The 17,278-nt window shown below is 66.4% G+C and carries 15 protein-coding genes; all 15 read right to left on the minus strand.

All coding sequences use genetic code 11. The annotated features are described in order from the left end of the window. Positions 1-54: 54 nt before the first annotated feature. Positions 55-1,233, minus strand: a complete 1,179-nt coding sequence (mraY, locus tag QUV35_RS13245) for a phospho-N-acetylmuramoyl-pentapeptide-transferase (RefSeq protein WP_300874751.1) — start codon at positions 1,231-1,233, stop codon at positions 55-57. Further along, positions 1,223-2,641 (minus strand): UDP-N-acetylmuramoyl-tripeptide--D-alanyl-D-alanine ligase, encoded by a 1,419-nt coding sequence (murF, locus tag QUV35_RS13250; RefSeq protein WP_300874753.1) that lies wholly within the window; start codon positions 2,639-2,641, stop codon positions 1,223-1,225. Before murF ends, mraY begins: the two co-directional genes overlap by 11 nt. After that, a complete protein-coding gene (locus QUV35_RS13255) occupies positions 2,638-4,149 on the minus strand; it encodes a UDP-N-acetylmuramoyl-L-alanyl-D-glutamate--2,6-diaminopimelate ligase (RefSeq protein ID WP_300874756.1) in 1,512 nt (503 codons plus the stop codon). The genes murF and QUV35_RS13255 overlap by 4 nt, the downstream gene beginning before the upstream one ends. Beyond that, on the minus strand, positions 4,149-5,882 hold the full coding sequence (locus tag QUV35_RS13260; protein ID WP_300874758.1) for a penicillin-binding protein 2: 1,734 nt from the start codon (positions 5,880-5,882) through the stop codon (positions 4,149-4,151). The genes QUV35_RS13255 and QUV35_RS13260 overlap by 1 nt, the downstream gene beginning before the upstream one ends. Then, entirely contained in the window at positions 5,879-6,172 is a 294-nt protein-coding gene (gene ftsL, locus QUV35_RS13265) for a cell division protein FtsL (protein WP_300874760.1), read from the minus strand. Before ftsL ends, QUV35_RS13260 begins: the two co-directional genes overlap by 4 nt. 85 nt (positions 6,173-6,257) lie before the next feature. Continuing rightward, positions 6,258-7,184: a 16S rRNA (cytosine(1402)-N(4))-methyltransferase RsmH gene (gene rsmH / locus QUV35_RS13270; protein WP_300874762.1), complete on the minus strand. Its 927-nt coding sequence runs from the start codon at positions 7,182-7,184 to the stop codon at positions 6,258-6,260. A 5-nt stretch (positions 7,185-7,189) separates the two neighbouring features. Then, on the minus strand, positions 7,190-7,615 hold the full coding sequence (gene mraZ / locus QUV35_RS13275; RefSeq protein WP_300874865.1) for a division/cell wall cluster transcriptional repressor MraZ: 426 nt from the start codon (positions 7,613-7,615) through the stop codon (positions 7,190-7,192). A gap of 316 nt (positions 7,616-7,931) precedes the next feature. Continuing rightward, positions 7,932-9,266 carry an ATP-dependent protease ATPase subunit HslU gene (gene hslU, locus QUV35_RS13280; RefSeq protein ID WP_300874764.1) on the minus strand — a complete coding sequence of 445 codons (1,335 nt, stop codon included), beginning with the start codon at positions 9,264-9,266 and terminating at the stop codon, positions 7,932-7,934. A gap of 7 nt (positions 9,267-9,273) precedes the next feature. Beyond that, a complete protein-coding gene (hslV, locus tag QUV35_RS13285) occupies positions 9,274-9,822 on the minus strand; it encodes an ATP-dependent protease subunit HslV (protein WP_300874766.1) in 549 nt (182 codons plus the stop codon). Between the two features lie 86 nt (positions 9,823-9,908). Then, the gene (locus QUV35_RS13290; RefSeq protein WP_300874768.1) at positions 9,909-11,756 is read right to left on the minus strand and encodes an STAS domain-containing protein; all 1,848 of its coding nucleotides are present in this window, start codon (positions 11,754-11,756) and stop codon (positions 9,909-9,911) included. A gap of 46 nt (positions 11,757-11,802) precedes the next feature. Further along, positions 11,803-12,378, minus strand: a complete 576-nt coding sequence (gene dksA, locus QUV35_RS13295; RefSeq protein WP_366945437.1) for an RNA polymerase-binding protein DksA — start codon at positions 12,376-12,378, stop codon at positions 11,803-11,805. An 871-nt stretch (positions 12,379-13,249) separates the two neighbouring features. Further along, complete coding sequence (locus tag QUV35_RS13300; protein ID WP_300874770.1) at positions 13,250-14,320, minus strand: GTP-binding protein; 1,071 nt, start codon at positions 14,318-14,320, stop codon at positions 13,250-13,252. 77 nt (positions 14,321-14,397) lie between these two features. After that, positions 14,398-15,582, minus strand: coding sequence for a class I SAM-dependent methyltransferase (locus tag QUV35_RS13305; protein ID WP_300874772.1), 1,185 nt, complete (start codon positions 15,580-15,582; stop codon positions 14,398-14,400). A gap of 31 nt (positions 15,583-15,613) precedes the next feature. After that, positions 15,614-16,567 (minus strand): tyrosine recombinase XerC, encoded by a 954-nt coding sequence (locus tag QUV35_RS13310; RefSeq protein WP_300874773.1) that lies wholly within the window; start codon positions 16,565-16,567, stop codon positions 15,614-15,616. A 30-nt stretch (positions 16,568-16,597) separates the two neighbouring features. After that, entirely contained in the window at positions 16,598-17,278 is a 681-nt protein-coding gene (locus tag QUV35_RS13315) for a DUF484 family protein (protein ID WP_300874774.1), read from the minus strand.

Below are 17,278 nucleotides of genomic sequence, written 5' to 3' on the forward strand. Positions count from 1 at the left end.
CCTTCCCGCCGAAGGCGAGAGAGGGGGGAGACGCGAAGCGGCGCGGGGGGTGTTTCATCTCAATTTCAAGGTGGACAAACCCACCAGGCACAACAGCATGGTGATGATCCAGAAACGCACCACGACCTGCGTTTCCTTCCAGCCCTTTTTCTCGAAATGGTGGTGCAGCGGTGCCATCTGGAACAGCCGGCGACCCGTGCCGAAGCGGCGCTTGGTGTACTTGAACCAGGTCACCTGCAACATCACCGACAGCGCCTCGACCACGAAGATGCCACCCATGATGGCCAGCACGATCTCCTGCCGCACGATGACCGCGATGGTGCCCAGCGCGCCGCCGAGCGCGAGTGCGCCGACATCGCCCATGAAGACCTGCGCCGGGTGGGTGTTGAACCACAGGAAGGCCAGCCCCGCACCGGCCATGGCGGCGCAGAAGATCAGCAGTTCACCCGCACCGGGAATGTGGGGCAGCAGCAGGTAACGCGCGAACACGGCATTGCCGGTGGCGTAGGCAAAAACGCCCAGCGCAGAGCCCACCATCACCACCGGCATGATGGCCAGGCCGTCGAGGCCGTCGGTGAGGTTGACCGCGTTGCTCGAACCCACGATGACGAGGTAGGTCATCACCACGAAGCCGAACACGCCCAGCGGGTAGCTGATCTCCTTGAAGAACGGCACCAGCAGCCCGGCCTGCGGCGGCAGGTCGACCGTGAAGCCGGACGACACCCAGGCAAAGAACAACTGCAGCACGCGCAGGTTGCTGGTCTCGGACACGCTGAACACCAGGTAGAAGGCGGCGACCAGTCCGATGACCGATTGCCAGAGGTACTTCTCGCGCGAACGCATGCCCTCGGGGTCCTTGTGCACCACCTTGCGCCAGTCGTCGACCCAGCCGATGGCGCCGAAACCCAGCGTCACCAGCAAAACGATCCAGACGAAGCGGTTCGACAGGTCGAACCAGAGGATGGTGGAGACAGCGATGGAAAACAGGATCAGCACACCGCCCATGGTGGGCGTGCCACCCTTGCTGATGTGGGTCTGCATCGCGTATTCGCGGATCGGTTGGCCGATCTTGAGTGCCGCCAGCCGACGGATGAAGTAAGGGCCGGCGGCCAGCCCCATGAGCAGCGCGGTGAGCGCGGCCATGACGGCGCGAAACGTCAGGTACTGGAACACCCGCAGGAATCCGAAATCAGGCGACAGGCCTTGCAGCCAGAGGGCCAGGCTAGGCAGCATGGGCGTTGTCCTTCTTGTTGTTGTGCTGTGCGGGGTCGAGCGCCAGCAGGGCATTGACCACCCGCTCGGTGCGCATGAAACGTGAGCCCTTGACCAGCACGCTCTGGAACACCGGGCGGTCGTCGATCACGGCCGCGCACACCGCGCCAGCCATGGCGGGCACTTCGTTCCAGTGGGTCACAGCGGGCCACACAGGTGCGGCCTGGCGCATCCAGTCGCCAGCCACGTGCACGGCCTCGATGCCGCGATCGCGTGCGTGGCGCAACACCTCTTCGTGGAACGCCTGGCCCTGCTCGCCCACCTCCCCCATGTCGCCGAGCACCAGCAGGCGCGGCCCCGGCAGTTCGGCCAGCACGTCGATGGCTGCGCGCACCGAGTCGGGGTTGGCGTTGTAGGTGTCGTCGATCAGGGTGAGCGTGCGGCCATCGAGGTGCAAGGCCAGTGCGCGCGAGCGCCCGCCCACCGGTTCGAAAGCGTCGAGCCCGCGCACCACGGCGTCGATCGACACGCCTGCAGCCAGCGCACAGGCCGTGGCGGCCAGGGCATTGCGCACGTTGTGGCGACCGGCGATCTTCAGGTGCACCGTGCCCTGGCCGGCGGGCGAGGCGAAGCACAGCGTCCAGGCGCCGTCTTGCCATTCGGTCTTGAGGGCCACCACATCGGCCGCGGGATCGGTGTCGCTGAAGCTCATGACACGGCGGCCCGCTGCGAGGCCCTGCCAGAGCGCCGTGAAGGCGTCGTCGGACGGGAACACCGCCACACCGTCATCGGCCAGCGCCCGGATGACCTGCCCGTTTTCCAGCGCCACCGCTTCCACCGTGGCCATGAACTCCTGGTGCTCGCGCTGCGCATTGTTCACCAGCGCCACCGTGGGCCGGGCGAGCGCGGCGAGTTCGGCGATCTCGCCTGGGTGGTTCATGCCGAGTTCGACCACCGACAGCTGGTGCGCGGCGCACAGGCGCAGCAGCGTGAGCGGCACGCCGATGTCGTTGTTGAAGTTGCCCTGCGTGGCATGGGCGGCGTTGCCCACCGCGGCGCGCAGGATGGCCGCGATCATCTGCGTCACCGTGGTCTTGCCGTTGCTGCCGGTCACGGCGATCAGCGGCAGCTGGAACTGCTGGCGCCACAGGAGCGCGAGCTCACCGAGCGCCCGGCGCGTGTCGGGCACTTCCACGCCCGGCAGACCGGCGTCGGCCAGGCCGCTGTGGGCGATGGCGGCAACGGCGCCTTGCGCCGCCGCCTGCGGCAGGAAGTCGTGCGCATCGAAGCGTTCGCCCTTGAGCGCCACGAACAGGTCCCCTGGCTGCAGGCTGCGCGTGTCGGTGTGCACGCGGGTGATCGCCACGTCGGGCTGACCCACCAGACGGGCGCCGTCGAGCCGGGTGAGCAACTGGGCGAGCGTCTTCATGCGTGCACTCCCGATCCGGCGCGCCGGGCCAGCGCCTGTCGCGCGTGCACCCGGTCGGAGAACGGCGTCTTCACGCCCTGGATGTCCTGGTAGGCCTCGTGGCCCTTGCCGGCAATGAGCACCACGTCGGCGGGCTCGGCACGCGACACCACCAGGGCGATGGCCTGCGCGCGGTCGGGTTCGACCAGCGCCGCCCCGGGGTTCGTCAGGCCCGCGACCATCTGGCCCAGGATATGGACCGGGTCTTCGCTGCGCGGGTTGTCGCTGGTGAGCACCGTCCGGGCGGCTTCGCGTTCGGCCACCGCCGCCATCAGGGGGCGCTTGCCGGCATCGCGGTCGCCACCGCAGCCCACCACCACCCACAGCGCGCCGCCGCGCCGCGCCGCCAGCGGCTGCAGGGCATGGAGCGCCTTTTCCAGTGCGTCGGGGCTGTGCGCGTAGTCGACCAGCACCAGCGGCTGGTCGGGCGTGGCGGCTTCGGCCTGCTCCATGCGACCGGGCACCGGCGTGAGCGCGCTGCAGGCTTTCACGGCCTGCTGCAGCGACACACCCAGTGCACGGGCCGAGGCGATCACGCACAGCAGGTTGGACACGTTGTAACGACCCACCAGAGGCACCTGCAGCGCATGACGCTCGCGTTCCACACCGTGCGCGTCCCGCTCGACCACGCTCCAGGCCATGCCGGCGTGGGTGAACTCGATGTCGACGGCGTTCAGGCGTGCGGGCGATTCGAGACCCACGGTCCACAGGTCCAGGCCCGGGCGATCCAGCCGCGCGGCCAGCTGGAGGCCACGGGCATCGTCGGTGTTGACCACCGCACTGGCCAGGCCGGGCCAGTCGAACAAGGCGTCCTTGGCGGCCCAGTAGTTCTCCATGCTGCCGTGGAAGTCGAGGTGGTCCTGGGTGAAATTCGTGAACACCGCCACCCGCACCTGTGTCGCATTCAGGCGCCCCTCGACCAGGCCGATGGAGGAGGCTTCGATGGCACAGGCCTTCAGGCCTTCGTCGACGAAGCAGCGCAGTTGCTGCTGCAGCATCACCGGGTCGGGTGTGGTGAGCCCGGTGGGCACCATCACCGAGCCCGGCTGGCCCATGCCCAAGGTGCCGACCACTGCGCAAGGCCGCGCGCACACGGAGAGCAGCTGTGCCGTCCACCAGGCGCACGATGTCTTGCCATTGGTGCCGGTGATGGCCAGCACGTCGAGCGCCTGACTCGGGTCGTCGCAATAGGCACTGGCCACCGCACCGGCCAGCGCCTTGAGCCCGGGCACCGCGCACACGCGTGCATCGTCCAGGGCAAACGCCTGCACGCCGGCCTGCTCGACCAGGGCGGCGGCGGCACCTTGCGCCAGCGCGCTGCCCACGAAACGGCGACCGTCGGAGGCCGCGCCAGGCCAGGCCACAAAACCGTCGCCCGGCTGCAGACGGCGGCTGTCGCACTGCAACACGCCGGTCACGCTCGAGCGCAGCCACGCAGCGATGTCCCGGGGCTGATGGAGCGTCTGCATCAGAACGACTCCTCGACCACTTCGGTGACGATCTGCGGCTTCACATTCATGTCGGGCTGCACACCGAGGATGCGCAAGGTCTGCTGCACCGTCTCGCTGAACACGGGCGCGGCCACGAGGCCGCCGTAGTACTGACCGTTGCCGGGTTCATCCACCATCACCGCGACCACGATGCGCGGTGCTTCCACCGGCGCCAGCCCGACGAAGAAGCTGCGGTACTTCTTGTCGGCGTAGCCCTTGCCTTCCTGCTTGCGTGCGGTGCCCGACTTGCCGCCCACCGAATAGCCCATGGTCTGCGCGCGCGAGCCGGTGCCGCCCGGGCCGGCGGCGAGCTGCAGCATGGCGCGCACGGCCACGGCATTCTTCTCGCTGAACACGCGCACGCCGTTGACCGGCTCGTCCGACTTCTGCAGCGTCACCGGGATGAGTTCACCGTCGCGCGCGAAGACGGTGTAGGCCTGGGCGAGCTGGAACAGCGAGGCCGACAGGCCGTAGCCGTAGCTCATGGTGGCCTGCTCGATCGGGCGCCAGGTCTTGTAGGGTCGCAGGCGACCCGTCACGGCGCCCGGGAAAGGCAGCTGCGGCTTCTGTCCGAAGCCGGCCTGGGCATAGCTCTCCCACATTTCGCGCGGGCTCATCTGCATCGCCAGCTTCACGGTGCCCACGTTGCTCGACTTCTGGATGACTTCGGCGACGGTCAGCACCTCGTTCGGGTGCGAATCGCTGATGGTGGAGCCACCGATCATGATGCGTCCCGGCGCCGTGTTGATCAGCGTGCCGGGCTTGACCAGCCCCTTCTCCAGCGCGAGCGCGGCAATGAAGGGCTTCATGGTCGAGCCGGGCTCGAAACTGTCGGTGAGCACGCGGTTGCGCAATTGCTCGCCACTGAGGTTCACGCGCCGGTTGGGGTTGAAACTGGGGTAGTTGGCCAGGGCGAGCACCTCGCCCGTCTGCGTGTCGAGCACGACCACACTGCCGGCACGGGCCTTGTGCGTCTGCACCGCTTCCTTGAGCTTCTGGTAGGCGAAATACTGGACCTTGCTGTCGATCGAGAGCTGAAGGTCGGGTCCATCGACCGGCGGCACCACATCGCGAACGTCTTCCACCACACGACCGAGCCGGTCCTTGATGACACGGCGCGAACCGTTCTTGCCCGAGAGCTGCTGGTTGAACGCCAGCTCCACGCCCTCCTGGCCCCGGTCTTCCACATTGGTGAAGCCGACCACGTGCGCCGCCGCTTCGCCCTCGGGGTACTGGCGCTTGTACTCGCGGCGCTGGTAGATGCCCTTGATGCCGAGCGCGGCGATCTCCCTGGCCACCGGTTCATCGACCTGGCGCTTGACCCAGACGAAGGTCTTGTCTTCCACCGCCAGGCGCTTGCGCAGGTCGGCCAGCGGCATCTCCAGCAGCTTGGCCAGCTGGCGCAACTTCGGGTCGGTGCGGTCCACGTCTTCGGGGATCGCCCAGATGCTTTGCGCCACCACGCTGGAGGCCAGGATCAAGCCGTTGCGGTCGAGCACCCGACCCCGGTTGGCCGGCAGCTCCAGCGTGCGGGCAAAGCGCACCTCGCCCTGGCGCTGGAAAAAGTCGTTCCCGAACACCTGCACATACGCAGCGCGCCCGGCCAGGCCCGCAAACGCCATCGCCAGCGCCGCGACGATGAACTTGCTGCGCCACACCGGTGTCTTGCTGGCCAGCAGCGGGCTGGCGCTGTAGTTGATGCTGCGCGTCACTTCGACCCCTCCGCCGCAGGAGCAGGTTCGAACACGGTCACGTACTGCGTGATACCCGGGGTGACCGGGCGCATCTGCAACTGGCGCGTGGCCAGCTGTTGCACGCGGGCCGGCGTGGCCTGCGCGCGCTTTTGAACCTGCAATTGCTCGTGCTCGGCGTCAAGCTTGCGCGACTGCGCCTGGGTGCGGTCCAGCGCGGCGTAAAGCCGGCGCGACTCGTACTGGGTGTGCACCAGGTAAAACGCGCTGGCAAGCACGCCCAGCAGCAGCACGAGGTTGAGCCTGATCATGGCAACGCCCCCCCGCTGGCCACTTCGTGGACTGCGCAGCCCCCCAAGGTTGCGCGAGCTTGCCCGGGGCGGTCTTGCGCTGCGCTCATGCTGCCGCCTCCGTGCGCTCGGCCACGCGCATCACGGCGCTGCGCGAGCGTGGGTTGCCCTTGACTTCCTCGTCCGAGGGCATCACCCGCTTCAAACCGCGCAGCGCCATCGGCGCAGGCTCGGCAAACGGCACGCGGCGGTCCACCACGGCGCGCGAATGGCGCGCCATGAACTGCTTGACCATGCGGTCTTCGAGCGAATGGAAGCTGATCACCACCAGATGGCCCGTGGGGCGCAAGACGTTCAGGCTCGCCGCTAGCGCTTGTTGCAGCTCTTCAAGCTCGGCGTTGATGAAAATCCGAAAAGCCTGAAATGTGCGCGTTGCAGGGTCCTTGCCCGGCTCGCGGGTTTTGACCGCGCCAGCCACGACTTCGGCCAGCTCGCGGGTGGTTCGAAAAGGGCCCCGTTCCTGTCGGCGACGATCAATCGCCTTTGCAATCGGTTGAGCAAACCGTTCTTCGCCATATTCACGGATGACCTCCGACAGGGTTGAGACATCGGCTGTTTCCAGCCACTGAGCCACGCTCTGGCCGCGCGTGGTGTCCATGCGCATGTCCAGAGGACCATCGTGGCGAAAAGAAAAACCCCTCTCGGGGTCGTCGATCTGCGGCGAACTCACGCCGAGGTCCATGAGGACCCCGTCCACACTGGCCGCCCCCAGCTCGCCGAGATGGGCAAAGCCCTCGTGACGGATGGAGATGCGCGGATCGTTGGCGGCCAGCACCTGTGCGGCCTGCACCGCCTGCGGATCTTTGTCGAAGACAGTCAGCCGCCCTTGACGGGACAACTGCTCGAGGATGAGACGCGAGTGACCGCCGCGACCGAAGGTGGCGTCGACGTAGTGGCCGTCCGGGTTGATCGCCAGCGCTGTCACGGCTTCGTTCAACAGGACGGTTTGGTGAATCCATGTGCCTTGCACCATCGCCCTTAGAAAGAGAAGTCCTTGAAGACATCGGGCATGTCGGCCTTCATGGCTTCAGCTTCCTGGTCGGCGTAGACCTGGGCGTCCCACAGTTCGAAATAGGCGCCCATGCCGAGCAGCACCACGTCCTTGCTGATGCCGGCGCCAGCACGCAGCTCGGGCGAAACGAGCACGCGGCCGGTGCCGTCCATCTCGACGTCCATGGCGTTGCCCAGAAAGATGCGCTTCCACCACTGGGCCTGCATGGGCAGCGACGCAATGCGATCGCGGAACTGCTCCCACGCGGTGCGCGGGAAAATCATCAGGCAGCCGTGGGGGTGTTTGGTGATGGTGAGCTGGCTCGCGCCCACGCTCAGGGCGTCACGGTGCCGGGTTGGCACCGAGAGCCGACCCTTGGCGTCGAGACTGAGAGAAGAAGCACCCTGAAACACCGCGATCAATCCTTGGAGAACACTTTTCACCACTTAAATGCACTTTTTTCCACTTTATCAGGAAAACCAGAGCGTGCAACTCAGCGGAGGAAAAACTTTCCCAATGAAATCAACCACTTAGGATACATTCTGAAGCTCTTTTTGAGCTAAAAATGCATTAAAAGCAAGCACTTACAACCAGCTTTGCATGTGATGCTTCAAAACCCTGTCGTGCCCGGGGTCGTCCGGGCGCTGGCCGGCGGGGTGAGCAGCCGACCGGCGGCCGGAACGGGCGCGGGTCAGCGTCAGCAGGCCATGTCGCCGGCCGCGGGCGCCCTCACAGGATGTAGCGTGAGAGGTCTTCGTTGCGGCTGAGCGCGGCCAGGCGCCCGTTCACGTACGCCGCATCGATGCGGATGGTCTGCCCCTGCAACCGGGTGGCGTCGAAGCTCACTTCGTCCAGCAGGTGCTCCATCACGGTGGCCAGACGGCGCGCGCCGATGTTCTCGGTGCGCTCGTTCACGTCGCAGGCGATCTGCGCGAGTTGCCGGATGCCCTCGGGCGAAAACTCCAGCGTGACGCCTTCGGTGGCCAGCAACGCCTGGTACTGGCGCACCAGCGAGGCATGGGTCTGCGTGAGGATCGCCTCGAAATCGTCCACCGACAGCGACTGCAGCTCCACCCGGATGGGAAAACGTCCCTGCAACTCCGGAATCAGATCGCTCGGCTTGGCCAGGTGGAACGCCCCACTGGCAATGAACAGGATGTGGTCGGTCTTGATCACGCCGTACTTGGTGGTCACGGTCGTGCCCTCGACCAGCGGCAGCAGGTCGCGCTGCACGCCCTGGCGCGACACCTCCGCGCTGCCGGAGTCGCTGCGCGAGGTGACCTTGTCGATCTCGTCGATGAAGACGATGCCGTTCTGCTCCGCGTTGTGCAAAGCGCGCGTCCTGATCTCGTCTTCATTGACCAGCTTGCCCGCCTCTTCGTCGATCAGCAGCTTCATGGCCTCGCCGATTCTGAGCTTGCGGGTCTGGCGCTTGCCGGCGCCCATCTGGCTGAACATGCCACGCAATTGTTCGGCCATGTCTTCCATGCCGGCCGGGCCCATGACTTCCATGGCCGGCCGCGACTCCAGCAGATCGATCTCGATCTCGCGATCGTCCAGATCGCCTTCACGCAATTTCTTGCGGAAGTTCTGCCGGGCCGTGCTCTCGGGCAGCGGCACCACGTTGGCCGCCGGCTCGGCGCTTCTGGCGGGCGGAATCAGGATGTCGAGGATGCGGTCTTCGGCCGCGTCTTCGGCACGCACGCGTTGCTTGCGCATCTCCACCTCGCGCGTCTGCTTGATGGCGATCTCGGCGAGGTCGCGGATGATGCTGTCCACGTCCTTGCCCACATAGCCCACTTCGGTGAACTTGGTGGCCTCGACCTTGATGAAAGGCGCATCGGCGAGGCGCGCCAGGCGGCGCGCAATTTCGGTCTTGCCCACGCCGGTCGGGCCGATCATGAGGATGTTCTTGGGCGTGATCTCGGGCCGCAGCTTCTCGTCGACCTGCTGGCGCCGCCAGCGGTTGCGCAGCGCGATGGCCACGGCGCGCTTGGCACCCTGCTGGCCAATGATGAAACGGTCAAGCTCGGAGACGATCTCTTGTGGGGTCATTGAAGACATAAAGGGCTCAATCCAGCGTTTCGATCGTGTGGTTCATGTTCGTGTAGATGCACAGCTCGCCCGCGATGCCGAGTGAACGACGCACGATGTCCTCGGCGCTGAGTTCGGTGTGGTCGAGCAAGGCCTTGGCAGCCGCCTGCGCATAGGCACCGCCCGATCCAATGGCCACGATCCCGTGCTCGGGTTCGAGCACATCGCCATTGCCGGTGATGATCAGCGAAGCGCTGTGGTCGGCCACGGCGAGCATGGCCTCCAGGCGGCGCAGCACGCGGTCGGTGCGCCAGTCGCGGGTGAGCTCGATGGCCGCACGCACCAGGTGGCCCTGGTGCTTCTCCAGCTTGGCTTCGAAGCGTTCGAACAGCGTGAAGGCATCGGCGGTGGCGCCGGCAAAGCCGGCCAGCACCTTGTCGTGGTGCAGCTTGCGCACCTTGCGGGCCGTGCCCTTGACGATGATGTTGCCCAGCGTGACCTGCCCGTCACCTCCGATGGCGACCTGCACACCCTGGGGCGTCTGGCGGCGCACACAGACGATCGTGGTTCCGTGAAATGATTCCATGGCTCTCAGTTGGGGTTGATGCGGGGGCCTGCAACAGCACCCTGCTTCGTTGTTTGAAACAACGTGTGTGACCCACCCGACGGAGTTCAGTCGTTGCGGACCACGACCTTGGCGTATTCGGTGATGCCGATGACGTGGAAGAAGGCAGAGACCAGGCGGTGCGCGTCCACGAACTGCACCAGACGGCGTTCGGCATGGTGCTGCGACACCCAGTTGAGCAGCGTGCCCGCGGCAGAGAAGTCGACCCGTATCAGGTTGCGGCAGGAAATGATCAACACATCGGCACCCTCGAGACGGCGCTCCAGCATGTCCAGCGTGGCCTGGGGGTCGCCGCGGATCTCACCGGAGAGCTCCACCAGTCCAAGCTGGTTGAACTCCGACGAGTGTCCTTCGAGCGTGGAATCGCTCGGGTAGGCCGAAGGCACCGTTTCCAGCACCGCCTCGCTCAACACGGACTGCCCCGCCTCTTCGGGCCGGTCGGCCGCGATGGACGTGACGTGGCAACGGGGCTTTTCCCAGCCGGGCGGGGACACTTCGTAGGTCACGCAGAAATCGAGCGCGGTCAGCTCGAATTCGTCGGGCCGGTTCATCACCCGCAACACCGCCATGCGAAGCTCCCACCAGAGTTGCTCCACATCCCGCCGGCCCGACGGCGTGTAGTGCTTCAGGAGGTCGCGAAACACGGCGGACCCAAGAAAACGCAACTCCACGTCCTGATCACCCCAGAGCGTGAAGATGCCCAGCAAGGCACGCGCGGCCTTCAGGTCCATGGATTCCATGGGCGTCCAGTCGAGCACCCAGGGCTGTTTGGCGCGCAGCAGCACGTTCTGCAGGGTGCCCACCGCATGGGCGTCGAGTTCGGCCTCGCTCACCCAGACCGCACGGTTGTTCGACGCGGTCGGCGTGAAGGTCTTGCCGGTCATGGAAGAGACCGTCCCGGGCATGTCGTACCACTGCGGCGCCGAGCGGTTGAAACGGTTCGCAAAATCGACCGCACGGCTTTCGAAAGGAGCCAGCTGACCGGTGGCCCGGTAGAGGTCGAACAGGGCGAGCCAGTCGTCGATCTGGTCGATCTTCGCACCCCCTTCGCCCAGCACCTCCATCAGGCCCTGTTCGGCGCCCGCATCGTCTCCGTTGGCGAACCGGATCGCGGCCTCCTCGACGTCGGGATCCTGCACGATCTCCTGCACATCGAGCGAATAAAAGTGCGATGCAGAAAACGATCCGCCGCTGGAAGCGACACTGTCAAGCTCGCTGGGCCGCGTGGGCACCATCAGTCCCGTGCGGGACGCCCCGACCTGCGCGCCCTGGGCCGGCTTGCCCTGCGCCTGCGCAGACATCGCTGCAGGGACGGTGTCCTGCACGCCGGACTCCGGTGGGGCCATGGCCGCCTTGCCGGCGGTCATCGGCAGCGGCGACGGCTCGGTCTCGTCGTATTGGGCCTGACGCTGACGCGCCTGGGGATCCGGCACCGCAGCGCCCGGTCGCATGTCTTCCTTGGCCTTCAGAGGGGTGCCGCCGGGGCTTTGGGCGCCGGTGTGAAGGCTGGAGCCGGTGCTGACCAGGGAGTCTGGTCCCTTGGTCTTCCACCACTGCATCGACATCTGGGCCTCGATCTCGTCGATCTTCTTCAAGGTCTCGGCACGGTCGTCGGGCTTGGAAGGCAGGCTGCTCTGGAAGAACGAGGGCCGCATGCCGGGACCTTCGGGGCTGGTGCCTTCGCGGCTGCGGATCTTGCGCAGCATGTCGAATTCGCGCTTGCGAACGAAGTCGTTGCGTCGCTTGCGCTCGATCATTTCCTTGAGCGCCGCCTTGCTGTACTCGCTTTCGCGGTCGGCCTGGCGCGTGTCCAGATCGGCCCAGCTCGTGGTCGGATGACGCACGAACTTCACCACCTTCGAGAGAAAGCCGCCGTTGGAATCGTCCTTGGACATGGGTGGTTGTTGCCGGAATGGAAGCGGGAAAGGAAGAAGGCGGTGCTCAGTCCCCGAACATCTTCTGCTTGAGTTCGCGACGCTGCTGGGCCTCGAGGGACAGGCTGGCGGTCGGACGCGCCATCAGGCGACCCACACCGATCGGTTCACCGGTTTCCTCACAGTAACCGTAGTCGCCCGAATCGATGCGCGCAATGGCCTGTTCGATCTTCTTGAGCAGCTTGCGTTCGCGGTCGCGGGTGCGCAACTCAAGCGCATGTTCTTCTTCAATGGTGGCGCGATCGGCGGGATCGGGCACCACCACGGTGTCTTCACGCAGGTGCTCGGTGGTCTCGCCGGCGTTGGCCAGCATGTCGGCCTTGAGCAGCGACAACTTGCGGCGGAAGTACGCCAGCTGCAGGTCGCTCATGTATTCGCTGTCGGGCATGGCCTGCACGTCCTGATCGGTCAACTGATCGGCGGGCAGGGTTTTCCAGTTGTTGGCCCGTTTGGGGTCCTTCTGGATCGAAGATGGCACGGGAGGGGTCATGACGGCACGTTCGTTCGTGTGGGAAAAGGTCGCCTTGGCAGCGTCCGGGGCATGGGTGGGCACCACCGCGGCCTGGGTCATCTGTTCCATCATGACTTTTTTGGCAGCCCGTTTTCCCAGTGGGCGAGGCGTTGGCTCAACCACCACGGGAGCTGGCACTGGCGCACGCTTGGCGCTGGTCACCTTGGGAGCGGGAGCGGCAGCGGCCGCCCGGGGTACAGAAGGGGTCACGATGGGTACAGCCGCCTTGGCGGCGGGCTGTGCCTTGGATTTGGCGGGAGTCGCCGGAATGGGCTTGACCGCGGGAGTGCGGGAAGGCGTGGGTTTGGCCACTGCAGCAGGTTTGCGGGCAGCGACGGCGGGTTTGCTGGGGGCAGCGGGTCTGGCTGCGGGCTTGGCTGGAGCTTTCGCCACCGGCGAAGCGGTTTTCTTGATCGGTGCGGTCACTTTCGATTTCACAGGCGCCTTGGCAGCGGGTTTGCGGGCCTTGGCAGCCGCCTCCACAGCGGTCTTGGCCGGCGCTTTGGCCACAGGCTTGGCAGGCGGCGCCTTGGGTGCCGGCTTCGCCGCGGCCCTGGCCGCAGGTTTGCGCGCGGCAGGCACCGGGGCCTTGGCCGCCGACGAGCGCCCTTTCGCGCCCGCTGCTGCGGACTTGGCTGGTTTCGCTGACTTGGTAGCCGGGGCTTTCACAACGGGTCTCCTCTCAGTGCCTGACGGTGCTTGATCCGGGTCCGGTGTGCGGGGGTGGGCCGCATCAACCTGTGTCGGCGTGGCCGACGGATGCGAGGTTATACCCCTACCGGAACCGGGGCTCTTCCGCTGGAGAGCACCTGCACTGGGAGACCGCCGGGCCACCGGCATGGGGCGCGATTGTAACGAGGTGGCGGCATCGCTCCCGGAATCCGGCCGCGAGGGGAAGCCCAGACGTTGGAGAAGCGAGACAAAGAGCACGGTTGCGGAGACCTCAGACCAGGCTCTGGTCCAGACCCTGCACGAGGATGTCGCGCGGCAGGTCGATGCCGATGAACACCATCTTGCTGGTGCGCTGTTCGCCCGGCGCCCAGGGCGGACCCAGGTCGCTGCCCATGAGCTGGTGCACGCCCTGGAAGATCACCTTGCGCTCGGTGCCTTCCATGTCGAGCACGCCCTTGTAACGCAGCATGCGCGGACCGTAAACCTGCACGATGGCGCCCAGGAAATCTTCCAGCTTGGCCGGGTTGAACGGGCGGGTGGCGCGGTAGACGAAGCTCTTCACGTCGTCGTCATGGTGATGGTGATGACCCTGCCCTTCGTGCCCGTGCCCGTGCTGGTGCTGGTGCGAGGGATGGTCGCAATGTTCGCCATGTTCATGTCCGGCGTGTTCCTGAGCGTGCTCCTCCGCCTTGAGGAAATCGGGGTCGATGTCGAGCTTGGCATTGAGGTTGAAGCCGCGCAGGTCGAACACCTCCTTCAACGACACTTCTCCAAAGTGGGTGGCCCGCATGGGCGCGCGCGGGTTCATGTGCTTGAGACGGTGCGTCAGCGCGTCCAGCTCTTCGGCGCTGACGAGGTCCGACTTGCTGATGAAGATCTGATCGGCAAAACCCACCTGTCGGCGCGCTTCCTGGCGGTCGTTGAGTTGCTGCGCGGCGTGCTTGGCATCGACCAGCGTGAGGATGGAGTCGAGCAGATACTGCTCGGCCACTTCGTCGTCCATGAAGAAGGTCTGCGCCACCGGGCCGGGATCGGCCAGGCCGGTGGTCTCGATCACCACACGGTCGAAGTCGAGTTCGCCCTTGCGCTTTTTCTCGGCCAGATCGTGCAGCGTGGCGCGAAGGTCGTCGCGGATGGTGCAGCAGATGCAGCCGTTGCTCATCTGGATGATGTTTTCGGTGGTGTCGGCCACCAGGATCTCGTTGTCGATGTTCTCTTCGCCGAATTCGTTTTCGATCACGGCGATCTTCTGCCCGTGGGCCTCGCTGAGCACGCGCTTGAGCAGCGTGGTTTTTCCCGACCCGAGGAAACCGGTGAGGATGGTGGCGGGGATGAGTGACATGGCGGTGCGTTGGTGTCGGAAAAGGGCGGTCGAAAGAAGCGCGCAAGTGTATGCGAGCCTTTCTTCACATGCACACCCTACTGCCTTTTCATGACGATCAGGCCCTTGAGGTACTCACCTTCGGGAAAATTCACCGTCATGGGGTGATCGGCGGCTCCGCCCAGGCGCTGCAGGATCGCACCATCGACACCGGCATCGAGCCCGGCCGACGCGACGATCTTGTGGAACAACTCCACGCCGATGCCGCCCGAGCAGGAAAACGTGAACAGCACACCACCGGGCACGAGCAGCTTGAAGGCCAGGCGGTTGATGTCCTTGTAGGCGCGGGCCGCGCGCTCGGCGTGCGCCACCGTGGGAGCCAGCTTGGGCGGATCGAGCACGATCGCGTCGAACTGGCGGCCTTCGGCCACGAACTTGCGCAGCGAGGCATTCACGTCAGCGTCCATGAAGGTGGCTCGCTCTGCGCCAAAGCCATTGAGTGCCACGTTGGTCGCAGCCTGCTGCAAGGCGGGGGCCGACGAATCGATGGACGTGACATGCCCCGCCCCACCCGCCAGCGCCGCCACGGTGAAGCCGCCGGTGTAGCTGTAGCAGTTGAGCACTTGACCGAAGTTCAGGCGGCGCGCGTACTGGCTGCAGACGAGCCGGCTGTCGCGCTGGTCCAGGTAAAAGCCGGTCTTGTGGCCTTGGGCAATGTCCAGCCCGAGCTGCCAGCCGTGTTCGTGCAGCACCAGCGCGGTGGGGCCGGAGCCGCGCAGCCATCCGGTGACTTCGGGCAGGCCTTCGAGCTTGCGGCTGCTGGTGTCGGAGCGCTCGTACAGGCGCGGGCAGCCGGTGAGCTCGATCAACGCGTCGGCGATCACCTGTTTGTGGCGTTCCACGCCGCAAGCGGTGAACTGGGCCACCAACGTGTCGCCGTAGCGGTCGACGATGAGACCCGGCACACCATCGGACTCACCGTGCACCAGGCGCACGCCGTCGCTCTCCAGCCCCAAGCGCGTGCGCAAGGCGATGGCGCGCGCCAGCGTGGCACGCAGGAAGTCGGCGTCGATGCGCTGGGCTTCGTCAAAGCTCCAGGCGCGCACGCGGATGCTCGAGGCGGGCGAGAACGCGCCCCAGGCGAGGAACTGGCCCTCGGCGCTCTCCACACGCACGGTTTCGCCCGCATCGCCGCCGCCCTTGGCGATGGCGCCGTCAAACACCCAGGGGTGGCGGCGCAGGAGGGAGCGGTCTTTGCCGGGCTTGAGGCGAATGATTTTCATGCGGGTATTGTCGGCCCCGCTTTCAACCGCCTCATCCTTTGGGCGGTTTGCCCTTGGCGTGCGCGCGCGGGTGCGCGGCGTCGTACACCTTGGCCAGGTGCTGGAAGTCCAGCCGCGTGTAGACCTGCGTGGTGCTGATGCTGGCGTGGCCCAGCAGTTCCTGCACCGCGCGCAAGTCGCCGCTGGACTGCAACACATGGCTGGCGAACGAATGGCGCAGCATGTGCGGGTGCACCGGTGTGGCCAGGCCGGCCAGGCGGGAGCGGCGCTTGAGGCGCACACGAATGTGCTGCGGCGTGAGGCGCTGGCCGCGCGAGCCGATGAACAAGGCGGCGTCGTCACCTGCCCAGGCGGGGCGTTGTTCGAGCCAGCGCGCCAGCGCGGCCAGCGCGGCCTTGCCCACCGGCACGCTGCGCCGCTTGGAGCCCTTGCCGAGCACGTGCGCCTCGCCATCCTGCGCATCGATCCAGCCGCGCGCCGTGCCGCTGGCAGCCACGTCCAGCCCGACCAGTTCACCGATGCGCAGGCCACAGCCGTACAGCAGTTCGGTGATGCAGGCGTCGCGCGCCTCCAGCGCCGGGTGGTCGGCCTCCTGCACATGCGAGGCCAGCTGCACCGCTTCGTCCACGCCGAGTGCCTTGGGCAGGGGTTTGCCGGCCTTGGGCGCGCGCACGTCCTGCACCGGGTTGTGTCCGATCAGGCCCTGGCGGCCCAGCCACACATAGAGACCGCGCCAGCCCGAGAGGATGAGTGCGATGCCGCGCGCGCTGCGCCCCGCGCCGTGCATCTTCGCGATCCAGCGGCGGATGTGGGCGTTCTGGATGTCCCTGAGGCCGATGCGGGCCTCGGCGGCGTGGGCGCACAGCCGTTGCAGGTCGAGCGTGTACAGCTCCAGCGTGCGCTCGGCCAGGCGGCGCTCCACCCTCACATGGTTCAGGTAGGCCTGCACCAGCGCGGCGTCGTCGGCGCTGGCGGACAGGTTCATCTGCTCATCTCCGCGGCCGGAACGACCCGTTCAGGGCCGAAGGCGCGACAAGGCCGCGCTGGTGATCTCGCCGATGCGTTCCAGGAAATCGGTGCCCATGTCGCTGGCGAAACGCTGCGGGTCGGCCGACGCCAGCACGAGCAGGCCGAACGCCTGCGGCGCAATGCCGGCGCGCAGCGGGATGAGCGCCAGCGACGCGGCACTTGAAGGATCGTCCAGCCAGCCCGCCGCTTCCAGCCCCGGGTTGGCACCGCAGTACGGACGGCTGAGCGAGGAGGCAAAAGCCTGCACATCGTCGCTGGCTCCCTGCGCAAAGGCGTGGTGCTCGTACTCGGGCGACACACCCCAGACCTTGATCGCCACCTGCGGCACCATGAACTGGTTCGCGATTTCGCGCACCGCCACCAGCGGCAGTTCGGCCGGCTCGCGGGTGAGCAGCAGCGCGCGGGTCCACAGCTGCAGCTTGTCGGCGATGGTGGTGTTCTCGTGGCCGTTGCGGATCATCTCGGCGGCCTTGAGTTCCAGCCCCTTGATCTTCTCGCGCAGCATCTCGGCCTGGCGCTCCTGCAGGCTCACCGCCCGGTGGCCGTGCGGGCTGGTGAGTTGAACGGCGGCGAGCAGACTGGCGTGGCGCTCGAAAAAATCGGGCGTGTTGGCCAGGTAGTTGGCGATGTCGTCTTCGGTGATGGGTGGGATGTTGCTGGTGTTCAT

This window comes from Hydrogenophaga sp., from assembly GCF_030373225.1.
Lineage (GTDB): Bacteria > Pseudomonadota > Gammaproteobacteria > Burkholderiales > Burkholderiaceae_C > Hydrogenophaga.